The sequence below is a fragment of the Lentzea sp. NPDC051208 genome (assembly GCF_040682435.1).
GTDB lineage: Bacteria > Actinomycetota > Actinomycetes > Mycobacteriales > Pseudonocardiaceae > Lentzea > Lentzea kristufekii.
Genome location: NZ_JBFBAW010000003.1, coordinates 550,564 through 568,269, shown reverse-complemented (window position 1 = coordinate 568,269; position 17,706 = coordinate 550,564). Strand labels below are relative to the sequence as shown.

At 68.3% G+C, this 17,706-nt stretch carries 17 protein-coding genes; 11 read left to right on the top strand and 6 right to left on the bottom strand.

From position 1 onward, the window contains the following. The first annotated feature begins 266 nt into the window (after positions 1 to 266). The gene (locus AB0M48_RS10235) at positions 267 to 1,427 is read left to right on the top strand and encodes an FUSC family protein (RefSeq protein ID WP_363838278.1); all 1,161 of its coding nucleotides are present in this window, start codon (positions 267 to 269) and stop codon (positions 1,425 to 1,427) included. A 159-nt stretch (positions 1,428 to 1,586) separates the two neighbouring features. Here AB0M48_RS10235 and AB0M48_RS10230 read toward each other — a convergent pair whose 3' ends face one another. Next, positions 1,587 to 2,216 (bottom strand): HNH endonuclease family protein, encoded by a 630-nt coding sequence (locus tag AB0M48_RS10230; protein ID WP_363838276.1) that lies wholly within the window; start codon positions 2,214 to 2,216, stop codon positions 1,587 to 1,589. 104 nt (positions 2,217 to 2,320) lie between these two features. Continuing rightward, positions 2,321 to 2,929, bottom strand: a complete 609-nt coding sequence (locus tag AB0M48_RS10225) for a hypothetical protein (RefSeq protein WP_363838273.1) — start codon at positions 2,927 to 2,929, stop codon at positions 2,321 to 2,323. A gap of 110 nt (positions 2,930 to 3,039) precedes the next feature. On the opposite strand from AB0M48_RS10225, the gene AB0M48_RS10220 reads away from it, so the two are divergent. Continuing rightward, positions 3,040 to 4,329: an adenylosuccinate synthase gene (locus AB0M48_RS10220; RefSeq protein ID WP_030477761.1), complete on the top strand. Its 1,290-nt coding sequence runs from the start codon at positions 3,040 to 3,042 to the stop codon at positions 4,327 to 4,329. Here the strand turns inward: AB0M48_RS10220 and AB0M48_RS10215 are convergent. After that, positions 4,322 to 4,615 carry a hypothetical protein gene (locus tag AB0M48_RS10215; RefSeq protein ID WP_363838268.1) on the bottom strand — a complete coding sequence of 98 codons (294 nt, stop codon included), beginning with the start codon at positions 4,613 to 4,615 and terminating at the stop codon, positions 4,322 to 4,324. The genes AB0M48_RS10220 and AB0M48_RS10215 overlap by 8 nt on opposite strands. A 437-nt stretch (positions 4,616 to 5,052) precedes the next feature. Between AB0M48_RS10215 and AB0M48_RS10210 the strand changes: the two genes are divergently transcribed. From AB0M48_RS10210 to AB0M48_RS10195, 4 genes are read left to right on the top strand one after another with little or no spacing between them, the layout of a single operon-like run. Then, positions 5,053 to 5,862, top strand: a complete 810-nt coding sequence (locus AB0M48_RS10210) for an ABC transporter permease subunit (protein WP_363838265.1) — start codon at positions 5,053 to 5,055, stop codon at positions 5,860 to 5,862. Continuing rightward, positions 5,847 to 6,560 carry an ABC transporter ATP-binding protein gene (locus AB0M48_RS10205; RefSeq protein WP_363838261.1) on the top strand — a complete coding sequence of 238 codons (714 nt, stop codon included), beginning with the start codon at positions 5,847 to 5,849 and terminating at the stop codon, positions 6,558 to 6,560. Before AB0M48_RS10210 ends, AB0M48_RS10205 begins: the two co-directional genes overlap by 16 nt. A 28-nt stretch (positions 6,561 to 6,588) precedes the next feature. Continuing rightward, positions 6,589 to 7,518 carry an ABC transporter substrate-binding protein gene (locus AB0M48_RS10200; RefSeq protein WP_363838372.1) on the top strand — a complete coding sequence of 310 codons (930 nt, stop codon included), beginning with the start codon at positions 6,589 to 6,591 and terminating at the stop codon, positions 7,516 to 7,518. Continuing rightward, a complete protein-coding gene (locus tag AB0M48_RS10195; RefSeq protein WP_363838258.1) occupies positions 7,515 to 8,639 on the top strand; it encodes an LLM class flavin-dependent oxidoreductase in 1,125 nt (374 codons plus the stop codon). The genes AB0M48_RS10200 and AB0M48_RS10195 overlap by 4 nt, the downstream gene beginning before the upstream one ends. On the opposite strand, the gene AB0M48_RS10190 is transcribed toward AB0M48_RS10195, so the two are convergent. Both AB0M48_RS10190 and AB0M48_RS10185 read right to left on the bottom strand, forming a co-directional pair. After that, positions 8,629 to 9,726: a glycerophosphodiester phosphodiesterase gene (locus tag AB0M48_RS10190; RefSeq protein ID WP_363838253.1), complete on the bottom strand. Its 1,098-nt coding sequence runs from the start codon at positions 9,724 to 9,726 to the stop codon at positions 8,629 to 8,631. The two genes, AB0M48_RS10195 and AB0M48_RS10190, sit on opposite strands and share 11 nt — an antisense overlap. A 65-nt stretch (positions 9,727 to 9,791) precedes the next feature. Continuing rightward, a complete protein-coding gene (locus tag AB0M48_RS10185; RefSeq protein ID WP_363838249.1) occupies positions 9,792 to 11,339 on the bottom strand; it encodes a Na+/H+ antiporter in 1,548 nt (515 codons plus the stop codon). 29 nt (positions 11,340 to 11,368) lie between these two features. Between AB0M48_RS10185 and AB0M48_RS10180 the strand changes: the two genes are divergently transcribed. From AB0M48_RS10180 to AB0M48_RS10160, 5 genes are all read left to right on the top strand, one after another. Continuing rightward, entirely contained in the window at positions 11,369 to 11,629 is a 261-nt protein-coding gene (locus AB0M48_RS10180) for a UBP-type zinc finger domain-containing protein (RefSeq protein WP_363838245.1), read from the top strand. Between the two features lie 113 nt (positions 11,630 to 11,742). Continuing rightward, complete coding sequence (locus AB0M48_RS10175; RefSeq protein WP_363838369.1) at positions 11,743 to 13,632, top strand: TRAP transporter fused permease subunit; 1,890 nt, start codon at positions 11,743 to 11,745, stop codon at positions 13,630 to 13,632. Beyond that, positions 13,622 to 14,599 (top strand): TAXI family TRAP transporter solute-binding subunit, encoded by a 978-nt coding sequence (locus tag AB0M48_RS10170; RefSeq protein WP_363838242.1) that lies wholly within the window; start codon positions 13,622 to 13,624, stop codon positions 14,597 to 14,599. Before AB0M48_RS10175 ends, AB0M48_RS10170 begins: the two co-directional genes overlap by 11 nt. Positions 14,600 to 14,615: 16 nt before the next feature. Continuing rightward, positions 14,616 to 15,872 carry a phosphoribosylamine--glycine ligase gene (gene purD / locus AB0M48_RS10165; RefSeq protein WP_363838239.1) on the top strand — a complete coding sequence of 419 codons (1,257 nt, stop codon included), beginning with the start codon at positions 14,616 to 14,618 and terminating at the stop codon, positions 15,870 to 15,872. Beyond that, the gene (locus tag AB0M48_RS10160; RefSeq protein ID WP_363838236.1) at positions 15,869 to 16,777 is read left to right on the top strand and encodes an ADP-ribosylglycohydrolase family protein; all 909 of its coding nucleotides are present in this window, start codon (positions 15,869 to 15,871) and stop codon (positions 16,775 to 16,777) included. Before purD ends, AB0M48_RS10160 begins: the two co-directional genes overlap by 4 nt. Here AB0M48_RS10160 and AB0M48_RS10155 read toward each other — a convergent pair. After that, entirely contained in the window at positions 16,767 to 17,591 is an 825-nt protein-coding gene (locus AB0M48_RS10155; protein WP_363838232.1) for an AraC family transcriptional regulator, read from the bottom strand. The genes AB0M48_RS10160 and AB0M48_RS10155 overlap by 11 nt on opposite strands. Positions 17,592 to 17,706: the final 115 nt, after the last annotated feature.

Genomic DNA, 17,706 nt, shown 5'->3' with positions numbered 1-17,706 from the left:
TGCTGATGGACTGGGCCGGCGAGCGCAGCTTCGACGTGCTGAGCACGACGGCACCGCTGATGGCGTCGCTGAGCATGATCCCGCTGGTGATCATGTCAAGCGGACGAAAAGCGCGTCCGCTTGACACCCCTTCTCTCATGCAGCAAGAGCTATGGCGCGACTCGTGACGGGACACACCGCCTGGCCCGTGTGGAAGGACGCTCGCCTTTGGCTTCGCTTGCGATGAGACTGGCGGCTTGTGTGGGTGCAGTGAGGGTGGGTGAGTTGTGGGAGCGGTTCGAGAAGCAGTCAGGCGTGGGTTCGGCCGGTGGCGCGGGGCCGCTTTGCCGATCGTCCAATGTGCTCTGTCCGCTGGCCTTGCCTGGTTGGTTGCGACGATGGTCATCGGGCATCAGCACCCGTTCTTCGCGCCCATTGCCGCTGTTGTCTGCCTTGGGGTTTCGCTGGGACAGCGGCTGCGGCGGGTTGGGGAGCTTGTCGTTGGCGTTTCGGTTGGTGTTGGGGTTGGCGACGCGCTGATCAGTTGGATCGGTAGTGGGCCCTGGCAGATCGCGCTCGTTGTGGCGTTGGCGATGTCTGCTGCCGTGCTGCTGGACGGTGGGTCCGTCATCGCGTTGCAGGCCGGGTCGTCTGCCGTGCTCGTGGCCACGTTGTTGCCGCCCAGTGCTGGTGGTGGGTTCGATCGGATGATCGACGCGTTGACCGGCGGGCTGGTCGGGTTGGCTGTGGCTGCGCTCATTCCCGCCAATCCTGTGACGGTGGCGCAGCGGCAGTTGAAGGTGCTCACGAACACCCTCAGTGGGGCGTTGCGGGAGCTTGCTGGTGCGCTTGACTCGAAGGATTCGGTCAAGGCTGCTGGGGTTCTGGCCGAGTTGCGGACCAGTCAGACGACCATCGACGACTACAAGGCGGCGTTGCAGACCGGGCGGGAGATCACTCGGATCGCGCCTATTCGGTGGCGGTCCAAGGACGAGCTCAAGAGGTATCAGACTGCTGCCGGGCCGGTGGACTACGCGATTCGGAACACGCGGGTGCTGGCTCGGCGGACCATGGCCGCGTTGAAGGCCGATGAGCGGATTCCGGACGGGGTGCCGGACGTGCTCAAGGACTACGCGGACGCTGTGGACTGTCTGAAGGGCGAGTTGGAGAAGAACAAGGAGCCGAAGCTCACCCGGGAGGCCGTGCGGGACGCCGCGCGGGTGCTCACCGCACGGCGTCTCGGCGGGGACGGGTTCTCGTCCAAGGTCGTGCTGGCGCAGATCCGCAGTGTCGCGGTGGACCTGCTGCAGGCGACCGGGTTGAGCCGGAGTGAGGCGATGGAGGCGTTGCCGCCCCTCAGCCCTCCGGCCGATGCAGAAGCCCGTGCAGAAGAGAGTGCACCTGTTCGTGATCGCGAGGATCCGTCAGAACGCACGAAGCGCCCGTGATCGCGTACCACTCCTCCGCGCCCTCGTAGCGGACCAGCGCGCGAAGCTTTCCGTCGTCGGAAAGTTCCGTGCTCAGTTCCAGGTCGCCCGTGACCACGCCGACCTCGTCGGTCATCACGCCGCCGGGACCCGCTACGAAAAGCGAGGAGAGTGGTGTCATCAGCACCTTCCGAGCATGCTCGTCAATTCTGTCTTCTCGGCCGGGTTCACGCTGAGCCTGTACTTCGCTTTCACGTGTACCCACATCTTGGCGTAAGTGCACCAGTAGGACGTCACCGGTGGCTTCCAGGTGGCCGGGGTCTGGTCGCCCTTGGCCTGGTTCACGTTGTCGGTCACCGCGATCAGCTGCGGGTAGTCGGTGTCGTTCGCGAACTCCTGGCGCCGGGTCGTGGTCCAGGACGCCGCTCCGGACCTCCAGGCGGCCGCCAGGGGGACGACGTGGTCGATGTCCACGTCGGAGGCCGCGGTCCACGTCGCGCCGTCGTACGGTGAGAACCAGCGGCCCGACGTCGCGGCGCAGCTGGAGTCGGTCACCACGCTCGTGCCGTCGCGCTTGAGCACGAACTCACGGGTGTTGCAGGTGCCTTCCTTGGTGATCCAATGAGGGAACTTGTCGCGTGAATAGCCCGTCATCGAGCTGTCCGCGCGCACGGTGAGGCCGGCCAGTTCGGACTTGGCGACCGTTGCGGTGGGGATGTTGAGCGGTGTCGCAAGTGCAGGGGAAACAAAACCAAAGGTGAGAGCTGCGGTGGCAACTAAAACACCAATGGCTCGGTTAACTTTTGACATCGTCCCGACTTTCCTCGTTGGGAAGTGATCGGGACCACCCTCAGTCACATTATGAAATTAGGCAATGCCTTCGAGTGACACTCTAGTGAATGACAGGCGCACGGCTAGAGGCCTCGGACGAGCCTCAAGTCCTCGGTGTGGCGGTACCAGGTCCACTTGTCGACCGGTCGCGGGTGCTTGTGACCGTCCTGGACCACGGTCGTGGGGAGGCAGCCGAGCTGGAACGCGCGCGGGCGGCTGACCCGGACCTTGGAGCCGATGAGGCGCTTGTTGACGATCCGGATCCGCAGCCCCAGGCCGCCGTCCGGGTCCGGCGTGCACTCGACCCGCGAGGCCTGGCCGCGCAGCACGTTGTCCGCGTCGCTGTAGCCGACGCCCCGGACGGGGGCCAACACGCCGAGACCCATCAGCACTCCGCCGACGTCGTCGCGGACGAACGGGACGGGATCTACGTCACCGTTCAGGGCGATGTCGAGGGCCCGCGCGGGGTCGGTCGAAAGCCCCCAGAGCGCGGCAACGGACGAATCGGCGAGGGGTACGTAACCCAGTGCCACCGAACCCAGCTTTTCCTTGCGCAGCAACCGCAGCGCCACCGCCGCGAGGTCGGCGTCGGTGCCCGCCACGACCAGTCGCTCGGCGTCCAGATGTGGATCTACGTGGTCCTTGCCGGGCCTCGCCGGGACGACGTGGACGTCGTCACGTTGAGCGATCATTGGCAACTGCGTGTTTCCGCAGGCCAACACGATTCCGCGCACGGTCATCTCCTGGTCTACCCTCACTTACCGGCATTCGCTCGAACCAGTCCAAGTGCTTGGAGTTTCACATGCCGGCCGTCGTGCTGATCGGTGCCCAGTGGGGCGATGAGGGCAAGGGCAAGGCCACCGACATCCTCGGTGAGCGTGTCCAGTGGATCGTTCGTTACCAGGGCGGCAACAACGCGGGTCACACCGTCGTCCTCCCGGACGGTCAGAAGTTCGCCCTGCACCTGATCCCGTCCGGCATCCTCACGCCCGGCGTGAAGAACGTGATCGGCAACGGTGTCGTGGTCGACCCCGGCGTGCTGCTCACGGAGCTCGCGGGCCTGGAGGAGAAGGGCGTCGACACCAGCGGACTGCTGATCTCGTCGGACGCGCACTTGATCATGCCGTACCACGTGGCCATCGACAAGGTGACCGAGCGCTACCTGGGCAAGGCGAAGATCGGCACGACCGGCCGCGGCATCGGCCCGGCCTACCAGGACAAGCTGGCCCGCGTCGGCGTCCGGGTGCAGGACCTGCTGGACGAGAAGATCCTCCGGCAGAAGGTCGAGGCGGCCCTGGACTTCAAGAACCAGGTGCTGGTCAAGGTCTACAACCGCAAGGCGCTCGACCCCGAGCAGGTCGTCGACCAGGTGCTGGAGCACGGTCAGCACTTCGTGCACCGCATCGCCGACACCCGCCTGCTGCTCAACCAGGCGCTCGACCGCGACGAGATCGTCGTGCTGGAGGGCTCGCAGGGCACCCTGCTCGACGTCGACCACGGCACCTACCCGTTCGTCACGTCGTCGAACCCGACCTCGGGTGGCGCGACCGTCGGTTCCGGTGTCGGCCCGACCCGCATCAGCACCGTGATCGGCATCCTGAAGGCGTACACGACCCGCGTCGGCTCCGGTCCGTTCCCGACCGAGCTCAACGACGACCAGGGCGAGTACCTGCGCAAGCAGGGCGGTGAGTTCGGTGTCACCACCGGACGCTCGCGCCGCACCGGCTGGTTCGACGCCGTGATCGCCCGCTACGCCTCGCGCGTCAACGGCATCACCGACTACTTCCTCACCAAGCTCGACGTGCTGTCCGGCCTCGAGAAGGTGCCGGTCTGCGTCGCGTACGAAGTGGACGGTCGCCGGGTCGACGAGATGCCGATGACGCAGACCGACGTGCACCACGCCGTCCCGGTCTACGAGGAGCTGCCGGGCTGGTTCGAGGACATCTCGCACTGCCGCTCGTTCGACGAGCTGCCGGCGAACGCCAAGTCCTACGTCGAGTACCTGGAGAGCATCATCGGGGCCCGCGTCTCGGCGATCGGTGTCGGCCCCGGCCGCGACCAGACGATCGTGCGCCACGACGTGCTCAGCTGACAGCTCGCTCCTGGGCCTCGACCAGCGCGGTCCGCGTGACCTCCAGCTGGTCGAGGCCCTTCAGGAACTCCTTCGTCATCGAACCGTCGTCGGGGCCCTTGTCCCGGAACACGACGAGGCACGCCCGCGTGCCGTTCTCCAGCGCCCGCAACGCCTCCGCCCAGCTCGTGGCGATCTTCGGGGCCGGGGCCGGGGCCGGGGCCGGGGGCGCGGGGAACGGCTCGCGCAGCACCGGCCCGAGCGCCTCGCACCCGGACGCGATCGCCGCCGGGTCCGCGGCACGCACGCCGCTGAACACCTGCTCGCTGGCCCGTACGACGGCGCGACGACGAAGGCGCGGAACACCGCCTGTGAGGCGGAGTCGAGCGCGAGGCCGAGTGACTCACCGGTGTCTTGGGTCAGGTAGAGGCCTGACCGCACCTGGCATCGGGCGTCGTCGAGCGGAGTGGCCGTCGTCCACGCGTGCGCGTACCGGTCGAAGATCAGCAACGTGGCCGCGACCGCCAGCAGCGTCAGTGACGCGAACCTGAGCGTGGTGCCGGAAGGCACCCCTGGTCTGCCGCCTTCCGGATCCATGGCGTGAATCGTGATCGCCACGAGCCCGGCTGTCACCAAGCCGTTGGCAGGAAATATGTCCGCCCGGGGAACATCTCGATGTACGACGCGTTTTCACGATCTGGGCGTCGTTGACTCATTTCCCGGGCTCGCCTGTACTTCCTGCCCATGACCTTGTCCATAGCGGGAGTGGCCGCGCGGCCGAAAACCGCAACGCCCGTGCAGGCGCGGAAATTCAGGCCGCCGCTGCGGTGGATCAGCCCCGTCGCGCTGGTCCTGCTGTGGCAACTGGCCAGCTCAACGGGTGTGCTGTCGCCCGACAAACTGGCTTCTCCGCTCACCGTCGCGCAGTCCGCCGGTGAGCTGATCGCGGACGGCCAATTGGGCGAAGCGTTCGCGGTGTCCATCACGCGCGTTCTGTTCGGATTTCTCATCGGCGGATTTGCCGGAGTCGTTCTGGGGCTCGCGTCCGGTCTTTCCCGGTGGGGCGAGACATTGCTGGACCCGCCCGTGCAGATGTTGCGGACGCTGCCGCACCTCGGCCTGATCCCGTTGTTCATCCTCTGGTTCGGCATCGGCGAGGAACCCAAACTCGCGCTGGTCGCGGCCGGGGTGGCGTTCCCGCTCTACCTCAACCTGCACGCGGGCATCCGGCAGACCGATCCCGGTCTGGTCGAGGCCGCCCGCGTGCTCGGCTACAGCCGGTTCGAACGGGTCGTGCACGTCGTGCTGCCGTCCGCCGTGCCGCAAACCCTGGTGGGACTGCGGATCGCGTTCGGCACGGCCTGGCTGTCGCTGATCGTCGCCGAGCAGATCAACGCCGACGCTGGCCTCGGCTTCCTGATCAACAACGCCCGTGAGTTCCTCCGCACCGACGTCGTGGTCGTCGGCCTCGTGGTCTACGCGCTGCTCGGCCTGACGACGGACGCCCTGGTGCGGTTGCTGGAAAGGAGGATCCTGCGATGGCGAGCCCGGTGAAGCCGGCCGTGAGCGTGCGCGGTCTGCACAAGGCCTTCGGCGCGCGAACGGTGCTGGACGGCATCGACCTGGAGGTCGAGCCCGGCGAGTTCGTGGCACTGCTCGGACGCAGCGGGTGCGGCAAGTCGACGTTGCTGCGCATCCTCGCGGGCCTGGACCGCGAGGTCGCAGGCGAGGCGGAAGTCCCCGGCACGGTGTCGATCGCGTTCCAGCAGCCGCGGCTGCTGCCGTGGCGCAAGGTCTGGCGCAACATCTCGCTGGGCCTGCACAAGCCGAACGGCCGCGCGGTCGCCCTGAAGGCGCTGGAGGAAGTGCGGCTGACCGATCACGCCGACGCCTGGCCGTTGACGCTGTCCGGCGGTGAGGCGCAACGGGTCTCGCTCGCGCGGGCGTTGGTCCGCGAGCCGGACGTGCTGCTGCTCGACGAACCGTTCGGCGCGCTGGACGCGTTGACCAGGCTCGCCATGCACCACCTGGTGGAAGACCTGTGGACCAGGCACCAGCCCGCCGTGCTGCTCGTGACGCACGACGTCGACGAGGCGTTGCTGCTGGCCGACCGGATCCTCGTGCTCGACGAGGGCCGGATCGTCGCGACCCACCACGTCGACCTGCCCCGCCCGCGCCGCCGGGCATCCGTTGTGGAGCAACGCACCCGCGTACTCGCTGACCTTGGAGTGGACGTTGAAGAAGCTGCGTGACAGAAGCCTGCTCGGCCTGCTGGCCGCGATCCTCCTCGCCACCGGGTGCTCGACGGGCACGCAGTCCGCGGACACGCCCGCCGCCGACGTCGTCCTCAAGGTCGGCGACCAGAAGGGCGGCGCCAAGTCGGTGCTGACCGCCGCCGGTCTGCTGAACGACTTCCCGTACAAGATCGAGTGGTCGACGTTCACCTCCGGCCCGCCCCTGCTCGAAGCGGCCTCCGCGGGCGCGATCGACGTCGGCGCGGTAGGCAACACACCGCCGATCTTCGCCGCGGCCGCGAACGCCAAGATCGCCGCGATCGGTGTCTCCAAGGGCCAGGTCGAGGCGGACGCGATCCTCGTGCCGGAGAACTCGCCGCTGCGCACGGTCGCCGAGCTGAGGGGCAAGAACATCGCGGTGGCCAAGGGAAGTTCGGCGCACGGCCAGATCCTGCTGACGTTGCGTTCGGCCGGTCTCACGACCAAGGACGTCACGCTGAACTTCCTGCAGCCCGCCGACGCGTACGGCGCGTTCACCCAGGGCAAGATCGACGCGTGGGCGGTCTGGGACCCCTACACCGCACAGGCGCAGCAGGAAGCCAAGGCGCGCGTGCTGACCACCGGCGAGGGGAAGTCGAACGGCTACGGCTTCCAGGTCGCCGGCCGGAAGGCGTTGGAGGACAAGGGGAAGAACCCGGCGCTGAAGGAGTACCTGATCCGCTACTACAAGGCCCAGAAGTGGGCCGACACGCACCGCGAGGAGTGGGCGAAGGCGTGGTCGGCGGAGACGGGCCTGAAGTACGAGGTCGCTCTGGCCGCGGTGAACCGCAACGGCGACGCGGTGGTGCAGCTGGACGACGCGGTGATCAGGTCGGAGCAGGAGCTCGCGGACGCGTTCACGGAGGACAAGACGCTGCCGGGCAAGGTCGACTTCGCGAAGTTCGTGGACACGAGGTTCCAGGGGGATCTGGCATGAGCATCACGCTGCACTGGTTCCTGCCGACGTCCGGTGACGGCCGCACGGTCGTGGAGCACTTCCACGCCAACCGGGCGCCCGCTGCCGGGGCACGCCGTGAGCCGGACATCGACTACCTGGCCCAGATCGCGCGCACAGCCGAGCAGGTCGGGTTCACCGGCGTGCTGACGCCGACCGGCACGTGGTGCGAGGACGCCTGGCTCACCACGTCCGCGTTGATCGCGCAGACCACGAAGCTGAAGTTCCTGGTGGCGTTCCGGCCCGGCGTGCTGTCGCCGACGCTGGCCGCGCAGATGGCCGCGACGTACCAGCGCATCTCGCGCGGCCGGTTGCTGCTCAACGTGGTCACCGGCGGCGACTCCGTGGAGCAGCGGCGGTTCGGGGACTGGCTCGACAAGGACCAGCGGTACGCGCGCACCGACGAGTTCCTTCAGGTGGTGCGCGGGATCTGGACCGGCAAGCCGTACACGTTCCAGGGCGAGCACTACCAGGTCCAGGACGCGACGGTGCTGGCCGCGCCGGACCCGCTGCCGCCGATCTACTTCGGCGGTTCGTCCGACGCCGCCCTGCCGGTGGCGGCCGCCCGCGCCGACGTCTACCTGACCTGGGGCGAGCCGCCGGAGGACGTGGCGGCGAAGATCGCGCGGGTGCGGGCGCTGACCGATCGCCCGATCCGGTTCGGCATCCGGCTGCACACGATCAGCCGGGACACGTCGGCGGAGGCGTGGGCGTCGGCCGCGAAGCTGCTCGACGCGCTGGACCCGGCCGCGGTCGCGAAGGCTCAGGAGCAACTGGGCGCGTCGGAGTCCGTTGGCCAGCAACGGATGCTGGCACTGCACGGCGGCGACCTGAGTCGCGGTGTGCGCGGGTTGGAGATCTACCCGAACCTGTGGGCCGGCGTCGGGCTCGTGCGCGGTGGCGCGGGAACGGCGTTGGTGGGATCGCACTCCGAGGTCGCGGATCTCATCGAGGAGTACCACTCCATCGGGATCGACGAGTTCGTGCTGTCCGGCTACCCGCACCTGGAAGAGGCCTACTGGTTCGGCGAGGGCGTGCGGCCCCTGCTGAAGCAACGCGGGTTGCTCGACGGGGACCGCACGCTCGCGCTGGCTAGCGCTTGACCTTGGCCTCCACGGCCGTGTCGGGGTTGTCCGCGAACACGCCGTCGACGCCCTGCTTGAAGAACAGGTCGTACTCCTCGAAGGCCCGGCCGTACGCGGCCGGGTCGGTCGAGGACCGGAAGTCCGCGGGCAGGAACGAGTTCTCGTTGCGGAACGTCCACGAGTGCACGATCAGTCCCGCCTTGTGGGCGTCCTTCACGACGGTGGTCGGCGCCTTGAGGAAGCCATTGGCGTCACGCGGGATGATGACGTCCTTGGCGAGGCCGACACCGTCCGCGTAGGAACGGATCTCGCGCAGGCCCGCCGGGGTGACCAGGTCGGCGTAGGTGCGCTTGTCGCCGGCCACGACGAAGTCGTACGGCGCGCCGGAACCGTTGACCAGCTGCACGATCGGCACGCGCAGCGACCTGTTGAGCTCCTTGAGGTTCGCGACCTCGAACGACTGCACGTAGACCTTGGCGCTGCTTCGGTTCAGGCCGTTGCGGTTCAGGACGTCGACGAGCTTCGGCTCCAGGGCGAGACCGATCGACTTGAAGTACGTCGGGTGCTTGGTCTCGGGGTAGATGCCGATCTCGCGGTGCAGCTCGCGGGACAGGCGCTTGGAGAGGTCGATGACCTCCTGCAGCGTCGGCACCTCGAAGCGGCCGTCGTAGAGCGTGTTGCGCGGACGGATCGCCGGAATGCGTTCCTTGGCGCGCAACGTCTTCAGCTCGGCGAGCGTGAAGTCCTCGGTGAACCAGCCGGTGACGGCGACACCGTCGATGGTCTTGGTCTTCTTGCGGTCGGCGAACTGCGCCTTGGTGGCGACGTCGGTGGTGCCGCCGATCTCGTTCTCGTGCCGGGCGACCAGCTTGCCGTCCTTGGTGGGCACCAGGTCCGGCTCGATGAAGTCGGCACCCATGCGCGCGGCCAGTTCGTACGCCGCGAGCGTGTGCTCGGGCCGGTACGCCGAAGCGCCCCGGTGCCCGATGACGATCGGACCCTTGTCGTCGTGGGCGGACGCGGAGGGCAGGGACGCCACCACCGCACCCGCGAACACGAGGACTACGGCGGCTAGACCACGGGCCCGGATCCCTCTGGGATACATCGTTCGACCTCCCGTTTGTGTTGAGAGCGCACTCAAGCATCGCAACACGAAAAGCAGGTGAACGGTTACTCACGAGAGAGTGCGGCCTCCTCCAGGTCCAGCTCCCGCAGCACCCGGAACAGCACCTCGTCGTCGATCTCGCCCTTGTCCCTGGCCTTGACGAACTCGTCCCGTTCGGCGCTCAGCATCACTCTGCGCAGCCTCCGGTACGCGGCCGCGGGGCTCTCCTCCTCCTGCCGCCCGAGCCGTTCCCAGGCGGCGTTGCCCCGGTGCTCGGCGAGCGATCGGAGCTGGTCGCGGACGTGGTCGGGGACCTCCTCGGTCTCCTGGTCGAGCCTCGTGACCGCGGCCTGCGCGGCCCGGTGCTGCACCTGCGCCTCGGCCAGCGCGTCCTTGCGGGCGTCGTCGCCCTCGAAGCCGATCTTGTTGATCAGCCACGGCAACGTCGTGCCCTGCAATAGCAGCGTCGCGACCGTGACCACGAACGCGCAGAACAGGATGACGTCACGTCCCGGAACGTCCGTCGGGATCGCGGCCGCCGCGGCCAGCGTCACGACACCCCGCATGCCGGCCCACGAGATCACCGTCACCTGCCCCAGGTGCGGCACGCCCTCACGTTCCCGGATGCGTTTGTTGAGGTACACCGGCAGGTAGGAGGCCGGGTACATCCACACGAACCGGGCGAGGATCGTGGCCAGCAGCACCGCGCCCGCACCGAGCAGCAGGCGCGGTCCGAGCTCGACGTCGCTGATGATCGACGACACCTGCAGCCCGATGAGCGCGAACACGAACGACTCCATCAGCGCGTCCACCGAACGCCACACCGCCCCGTCCTGCAGGCGGGTCGTGTAGCTGCCGCGCGGGGCGTTGTGCCCGATGTACAGACCGGCGACGACGACCGCGAGCACGCCGGAGACGTGGAAGCCCTCTTCCGCGAGCAGGTAGGCACCGAACGGCACGAGCAGGCCGAGCGCGCTCTCCAGCACACCCTCGCAGAGCCGTTTGCGCAGGAACCGGACGACGACCCCGACGATCAGGCCGATCGCGATGCCGCCGATCGTCACCTTCACGAACATCCACACCCCGTCGAGCGGGTGCATCGCCGCACCCGCCGCGGCCGCCACCGCGACCTTGAACGCCGTCAGCGCCGTCGCGTCGTTGATCAGGCTCTCGCCGACCAGCAACGTCATCGCGCGGCGCTGCAACCCGAGCTTGCGGCCGATCGCGACGGCCGCCACGGCGTCCGGCGGCGCCACGACCGCGCCCAGCACGAGCGCGGCGGCGAACGGCAGGTCCGGGAAGACCAGCTTCGCCGTCACGCCCACCACGAACGTCGTGAACAGGACGAGCCCCACCGCGAGGAACCCGATCGGCCGCAGGTTCGCGCGGATGTTGAGGTAGGAGCTGTCCAGCGCCGCGCTGTAGAGCAGCGGCGGCAGCACCACCAGCAGGATCAGGTGCGGATCGAGCTCGAACTCCGGCACGCCCGGGATGAACGAGACGATCAGACCGACGGCCACGAGGACCAGCGGCGCCGACCAGTTCACCCGGCGTGCGACGGCCGTGACGATCAACGCCCCGAGGAGCAGCAGCAGGAGCTCAGGCCCGTACATGCCGCTTATTTTGCGTAATGATGGAAGTCATGACCTGTTCGCACGTGGGGGCGCTGCCCCCGTCGGTCGCGCCGGAGTCCACCGAGGGCTGTGCCGACTGCCTCGCTCTGGGTGAGCGCAACTGGGCCCACCTGCGGATGTGCCTGTCCTGCGGGCACGTGGCGTGCTGCGACTCCAGTCCCCACAAGCACGCGACGGCGCACTTCCGGGCGTCCCAGCATCCGGTCATGCGCTCGTTCGAGCCGGGCGAGGACTGGCGCTGGTGCTATGTGGACATTGCCGTCGTGTGAAGTCTTTGCAGTTCCTTTGGATTGATCCTCTGCTGCTGTGATCGCGCCCACAGTACGGTCGGTCCGTGGCCAACCCCGACCTCGCCCGCATCGTCGCGGAGCACGACGAGGAGATGCCGTCGCGTTCGCTCTCACCGCGGTGGGAGCGGGCGTTGTGGATCGCCGGCCTGCTGATCGCACTGCTGGTGCTCAAGCAGGTGTTCTTCCCGTTCGCCAAGGGAAGCCAGTACTACCTGATCATGTTCCTGGCGGTGACCCTGCCGCTGGTGTTCCTCGCGTACGGCCGCGGGCACGCGCCGCCCTGGTGGGACTGGGTGCTGGCGGCTCTGGCCTTCGTGGTCGGCGCCTATCCGCTGTTCGGGGGCTACGACGAGTTCCTGAACAGGCAGGGCCAGCTCTCGACGCTCGACGTCCTCGCGGGCTCGGTGCTGCTGGTGCTGATCCTGGAGGCGTGCCGGCGCACGACCGGCTGGGTGCTCCCGGTGGTCTGCCTCGCGTTCGTCGCCTACGCCTACTACGGCGGGTTCCTGCCGCCGGCGTGGTCGATCGCGCACTCCGGCGTCGACTTCCCGCAGATCATCAACGGCTTCTTCAACGACGGCAGCGGGTTCTACGGCACGCCGCTGGACGTGGCGGCGACCTACATCGTGCTGTTCACGATCTACGGCGCCGTGCTGAACGCTTCGGGCGCCGGCAAGTTCTTCGTCGACGTCAGCTTCGCCGCTTTCCGGAAGTCGCGGACCGCTCCCGGTCGCACGGCGGCGACCGCGGGCTTCCTGCTGGGCACGGTGTCGGGCTCCGGTACGGCGACCACGGTGTCGCTGGGTGCCGTGACCTGGCCGATGCTGCAGAAGGCCGGATATCCCAAGGAGAACGCGGGCGGCTTGCTCGCGGCGTCCGGCATCGGCGCGATCCTGTCGCCGCCCACGCTGGGCGCGGCGGCGTTCATCATCGCCGAGTACCTGGAGGTCTCGTACCTGTCGGTGCTGGTCTGGGCGATCATCCCGACGCTGCTCTACTACCTGGGCATCGCGCTGGCCGTGGAGGCCGACGCGCGGCGGTTCGGGGCGCGTCCGGTCGACGTGGACGGGCCGCGGTTCTGGGACGTGTTCAAGCTCGGCTGGTACCACTTCCTGTCGCTCGGGATCATCATCGTGTTCCTCGCGATGGACATCCCGGTCTACAAGGCCGTCGTGTACGCGACGGGCGTGGCCGCGCTGTTCGCGTTGATCAACCACCGGCACGAGTGGCTGAAGTTGATCGCGGACGCGTTGTCCGTCGGGGTGCGCTCGGCGTTCCCGGTGATCGCGGTGTGCGCGGCGGCCGGTGTCGTGACCTCGACGATCACCAAGACCGGGCTGGGGCAAGCGCTTGCGGGGTCGTTGGTCGACCTGGCTTCGGCGTTGACGTCCGAGCCCGTCGTGGTGCTGATGCTGACGGCGGTGCTCGCGGCCGTGGCGGTGTCGGTGCTCGGGCTGGCCGTGCCGGTGACGGCGTCGTTCATCATCTCGTGGGTCGTCATCGGACCGGCGTTGATCACGCTCGGGGTCGAGCCGGCCGAGACCGCCATGTTCATCTTCTACTACGCGGTGTTGTCCGAAGTGACGCCGCCGACCGCACTCGCGGCCGTCGCCGCGGCGGCCCTGACCGGCGGCGACGTGATGAAGACGATGTGGCAGACGTGGAAGTACACGCTGCCCGCGTTCCTGGTGCCGCTGGCGTTCGTGCTGACCGACGCCGGCGCCGCTCTGCTGCTGCGCGGGCCGTTGCTGGACTCGGTGTGGGCGTTCGGAGCGTCCGCGCTGGGGGTGGCCGCTCTCGCCGTGCTGACGGGCGGCTGGTTGTTCGGTCGCGCGCGCTGGCCGGAACGGATCTTGTGCCTGCTGGCCGCGTTGTTCCTGCTCTATCTGCAGCCGTTGACGATCGCCATCGGGGCCGGGTTCCTCGTGGTGGCCGTGGCGGTACACCTGGTGACCCGTGGGAGGGTTCGTGATGCTGCGTAAATACGCGATCGGTGCGATCGCTTTGGCGCTCGTGGTTTCCGGGTGTGGCGGCAAACGCACACCCACCACGCCTGACGCAGGCGGTTCTCAGACGTCCTGCGAGGCCTCGGACGGCCGGATCACGATCGCGACCGGCAACTCCGGTGGCGTGTACTTCGTGGTCGGCGGCGGTCTGGCGAAGCTGATCTCCGACAACTCGAAGCTCAAGGCGTCGTCCGCCGAGACCGGCGCGTCGGTGCAGAACATCCAGCAGCTCGTCGCCGGCACCTACGACATCGCGTTCTCGCTGGCGGACACCGCGGCGGACGCCGTCAACGGCGCAGGGGCGTTCAACGGCAAGAAGGAGAAGATCGCGGCGCTGACGCGGATCTACCCGAACTACACGCAGGTGCTCGTGCGCGCGGACTCCGGGATCAACTCCGTGGCGGACATGAAGGGCAAGCGGATCTCGACCGGTTCGCCGAAGTCCGGCACCGAGGTGATCGCCGGACGGCTGCTGAAGTCGGCGGGTCTCAACATCGACTCGGACGTCCAGGCGCAGCGGCTCGACCTGACCAAGACCGCGGACGGCATGAAGGACGGCAGCATCGACGGCCTGATCTGGTCGGGCGGCTTGCCGACGCCGCAGATCACGGACATCACCACGTCCCTCAAGGACAAGGTGAAGTTCATCGACATCACCCCGCTGCTGCCGGAGATGAAGAAGATCAGCCCGGTGTACGACACCGCGCCGATCCCGGCGGCGACCTACGGGGTGGCCGAGGTTCCCACGATCGTGGTGCCGAACCTGCTGCTCGTCCGTGAGGACTTCGCGGCCAACAACGCCTGCGCCGTCACCAAGCTGATCTTCGACAAGAAGGCTGACCTGGAGAAGGTTCACCCGGCCGTGAAGGACATCGCTCGGGACAAGGCCGCGGCCTCCGACCCCGTCCCGCTGCACCCTGGGGCGAAGCAGGCGCTGGGCTGAACTACTCTCAGGCCTCGTGCGCGTCCTGGTCATCGGGTCTGGAGCCCGTGAGCATGCCCTTGTCCTCGCGTTGTCGCGCGACCCGCAGCTGACTGCTTTGGCGTGCGCGCCGGGCAACGCAGGCATAGCCGGGCACGCCGAGATCTACGGCGTCGACGTCGCCGATGCCTCGGCCGTCGCCGGCCTCGCGAAGGAGTGGAAGGCCGATCTGGTCGTCATCGGCCCCGAACAACCTCTGGTGGTCGGGGCCGCTGACGCGGTCAGGGCCCTCGGCATCCCGTGCTTCGGTCCCTCGAAGGCCGCCGCCCGGATCGAGGGCTCGAAGGCGTTCGCGAAGGACGTCATGAACGCGGCGGGGGTGCCGACCGCGCACAGCGAGGTCGTGGACAACCCGGCCCGCCTGGACGCCGCTCTCGGGCGGTTCGGGCCGACGTGGGTCGTGAAGGACGACGGTCTCGCCGCCGGCAAGGGCGTCGTCGTCACGTCCGACCTGGCCGCGGCCCGTGCACACGCCATGACGCTGCTCGACGGCGGCCACCCCGTGCTGCTGGAGTCGTTCCTGGACGGTCCGGAGGTGTCGCTGTTCTGCGTCACCGACGGCGAGACCGTGGTGCCGCTGCTCCCCGCGCAGGACTTCAAGCGCGTGGGCGACGGCGACGCCGGCCCGAACACCGGCGGCATGGGTGCCTACGCGCCGCTGCCGTGGGCGCCGGAGGGCCTGGTCGACGACATCGTGTCGCAGTGCGTGCAGCCCGTGGTCGACGAGCTGCGCGCTCGCGAGACGCCGTTCGTCGGCCTGCTGTACGCGGGCCTGGCGCTGACGTCGTCCGGCGTGCAGGTGATCGAGTTCAACTGCCGCTTCGGCGACCCGGAGACGCAGTCGGTGCTCGCACTGCTGAAGTCGCCGATCTCGGCTCTGTTCCTCGCGGCGGCCAACGGCTCGCTGGCCTCGTTGCCCGCCCTGGAGTGGGAGAACGGCTACGCCGTGACCGTCGTGATCGCGGCCGAGGGCTACCCGAACCTCCCGCGCACCGGCGACGTGATCACCGGCTCCGAGGCCGACGGCGTCCTGCACGCCGGCACGCGCCGCCGTGAGGACGGCGCCGTGGTCTCCGCGGGCGGCCGCGTCCTGTCCGTCGTCGGCACCGGCAAGTCGCTGTCGAAGGCCCGCGAGCGCGCCTACAAGCGCATCGCGGACATCCACCTCACCGGCTCGCACCACCGTTCGGACATCGCGACGAAGGCCATCGACGGCAAGATCACCGTGCCGTGAGCCTCCTCGGGTGTGTGCTGGGCGGGGCCGTGGGAGATGGCCTGGGCGCGCCGATCGAGTTCTCGTCGATCGACACGATCCGCCATCTCCACGGCCCCGCGGGCGTAGTCGACCTGCCGTCGCTGGAGATCACCGACGACACCCAGATGGTGCTCTTCACCCTCGAAGGCCTCCTCCTGGCCCGCCGGCACGGCGTCGACCCGCGACTGACCGTGCGGGCCGCCTACGGGCGCTGGCTGCACACGCAGGGCGGCCCACTGGTCGCCTCCGACGGCTGGCTGATGGCGGACCAGCGCCTGCACTCACGGCGGGCGCCGGGCCACACGTGCATCACCGCGTTGAAGCACAACGAGAAGAACAACTCGAAGGGCTGCGGCGGGGTCATGCGCGCCGCCCCCGTCGCAGTCTGGTCACAAGACGTGCGCGAGGTCTTCACGCTGGCCGCGGACACCGCCCGCATGACGCACCACCACCCGAGCGGCTACCTGTCCGCAGGCGCTCTGGCAGTGATCGTCCAAGCCCTGCTGGCAGGCTCGGACCTGGTTTCGGCGGTGGCCGTGGCACGAGCGGAACTCGTCCGCTGGGAAGGCCACGAGGAACAGACCTCGTTGCTGGACAAGGTGATGGGCCTGGGCCCGTTGACCCCGGAGGAGATCGAGTCCGAACTCGGCGGCGGCTGGGTGGGCGAAGAAGCCCTGGCCATAGGCCTGCACGCCGCCCTCGTCGGCGCGAACTTCGCCGACGCCGTCCGGATCGCCGTGAACCACTCGGGCGACAGCGACTCGACGGGCTCGATCTGCGGCAACATCCTCGGCGCCCGCGACGGCACAGACGTGATCCCCGACGCGTGGCTGGCCGTTCTGGAACTACGAGACGTGATGGAACGCCTGGTACTCAGCTGGTGACAGGAATCCACAACTCGGCCGTGGCCTGATCACCGTCGATCTGCGTGCGCAACATCGACGGCCCCTCAACACTCTCGTAGCTGTTGGCCGGGAACCACTGCGTGTAGACGTCCCGCCACATGTGCTGAATCGTCTCGGGATACGGCCCAGCCGCCGTGAACACCGCCCACGTGTTCTCAGGCACCTCAAGGGTTTCCATGTCCTCCGGCGCCTCCTGGCTGGTCACCACCCCCTGGAAGTAGTCGAGCATGTCGCCCTCCTCGACCCCTTCCTGGTTGAAGGTGAGCGCCAGCATCCCCGCGGGCTCCCCGTCGCTGAGCTCCTTCATCCTGTCGAGCGTCGGCATCCCGATGCCCTTCACGAACTCGACGATCGCGGGGTTCATCCCCAAGTGCACCAACGGCACCCGCGTCCCCCGCCCGACAACCCGGAACGCGTCCTTCTCGACAACCCGGTACTCCATGTTCGTACTCCCCTCCACAACCAGTCTGAACGTGAGAATCTGCTGCGACTGCAACGCCTTCTTGCTGGCCCGAGCCTCCTGAGGCCCCACCCCGTGCATGGCCTTGAAGGCCCGGGCAAAGGCCTCGTTGGACCCGTAACCCCACCTGACCGCGATGTCGAGCAACGACCTCTGTCCACTGAGGACCTCGTTCGCCGCCTTGGTGAGCCGCCGGCGCCGGACGTACTCGCTGAGCGGAATCCCCGCCAGCGCACTGAACATCCGACGCAGGTGGTACTCACTGGTCCCCGCGATCCGCGCGAGCACCTTGACGTCGACCTCGCCTTCGAGGTCGTCCTCGATGCGGGCCATGGCCTCGTTGAGTCGCTCTAGCACGTGTCCAACGCTATTGGGCTCGTGGCGTTCTCACCCGACTTGCTGTGCCCTATCCGATCGCCTTCCGCACCTTCGACGCAGGCGACTGCGT

Excerpts from the sequence above, each read along its gene's own strand:
- AB0M48_RS10170 (WP_363838242.1), top strand. The coding sequence starts at position 13,622 with ATGCTGCGTAAATACGCGATCGGTGCGATCGCTTTGGCGCTCGTGGTT.
- AB0M48_RS10180 (WP_363838245.1), top strand. The coding sequence starts at position 11,369 with ATGACCTGTTCGCACGTGGGGGCGCTGCCCCCGTCGGTCGCGCCGGAG.
- AB0M48_RS10225 (WP_363838273.1), bottom strand. The coding sequence starts at position 2,929 with ATGATCGCTCAACGTGACGACGTCCACGTCGTCCCGGCGAGGCCCGGC.
- AB0M48_RS10155 (WP_363838232.1), bottom strand. The coding sequence starts at position 17,591 with ATGGCCCGCATCGAGGACGACCTCGAAGGCGAGGTCGACGTCAAGGTG.
- AB0M48_RS10230 (WP_363838276.1), bottom strand. The coding sequence starts at position 2,216 with ATGTCAAAAGTTAACCGAGCCATTGGTGTTTTAGTTGCCACCGCAGCT.
- AB0M48_RS10190 (WP_363838253.1), bottom strand. The coding sequence starts at position 9,726 with ATGTATCCCAGAGGGATCCGGGCCCGTGGTCTAGCCGCCGTAGTCCTC.
- AB0M48_RS10205 (WP_363838261.1), top strand. The coding sequence starts at position 5,847 with ATGGCGAGCCCGGTGAAGCCGGCCGTGAGCGTGCGCGGTCTGCACAAG.
- AB0M48_RS10175 (WP_363838369.1), top strand. The coding sequence starts at position 11,743 with ATGCCGTCGCGTTCGCTCTCACCGCGGTGGGAGCGGGCGTTGTGGATC.
- AB0M48_RS10210 (WP_363838265.1), top strand. The coding sequence starts at position 5,053 with ATGACCTTGTCCATAGCGGGAGTGGCCGCGCGGCCGAAAACCGCAACG.
- AB0M48_RS10185 (WP_363838249.1), bottom strand. The coding sequence starts at position 11,339 with ATGTACGGGCCTGAGCTCCTGCTGCTGCTCCTCGGGGCGTTGATCGTC.
- AB0M48_RS10195 (WP_363838258.1), top strand. The coding sequence starts at position 7,515 with ATGAGCATCACGCTGCACTGGTTCCTGCCGACGTCCGGTGACGGCCGC.
- AB0M48_RS10220 (WP_030477761.1), top strand. The coding sequence starts at position 3,040 with ATGCCGGCCGTCGTGCTGATCGGTGCCCAGTGGGGCGATGAGGGCAAG.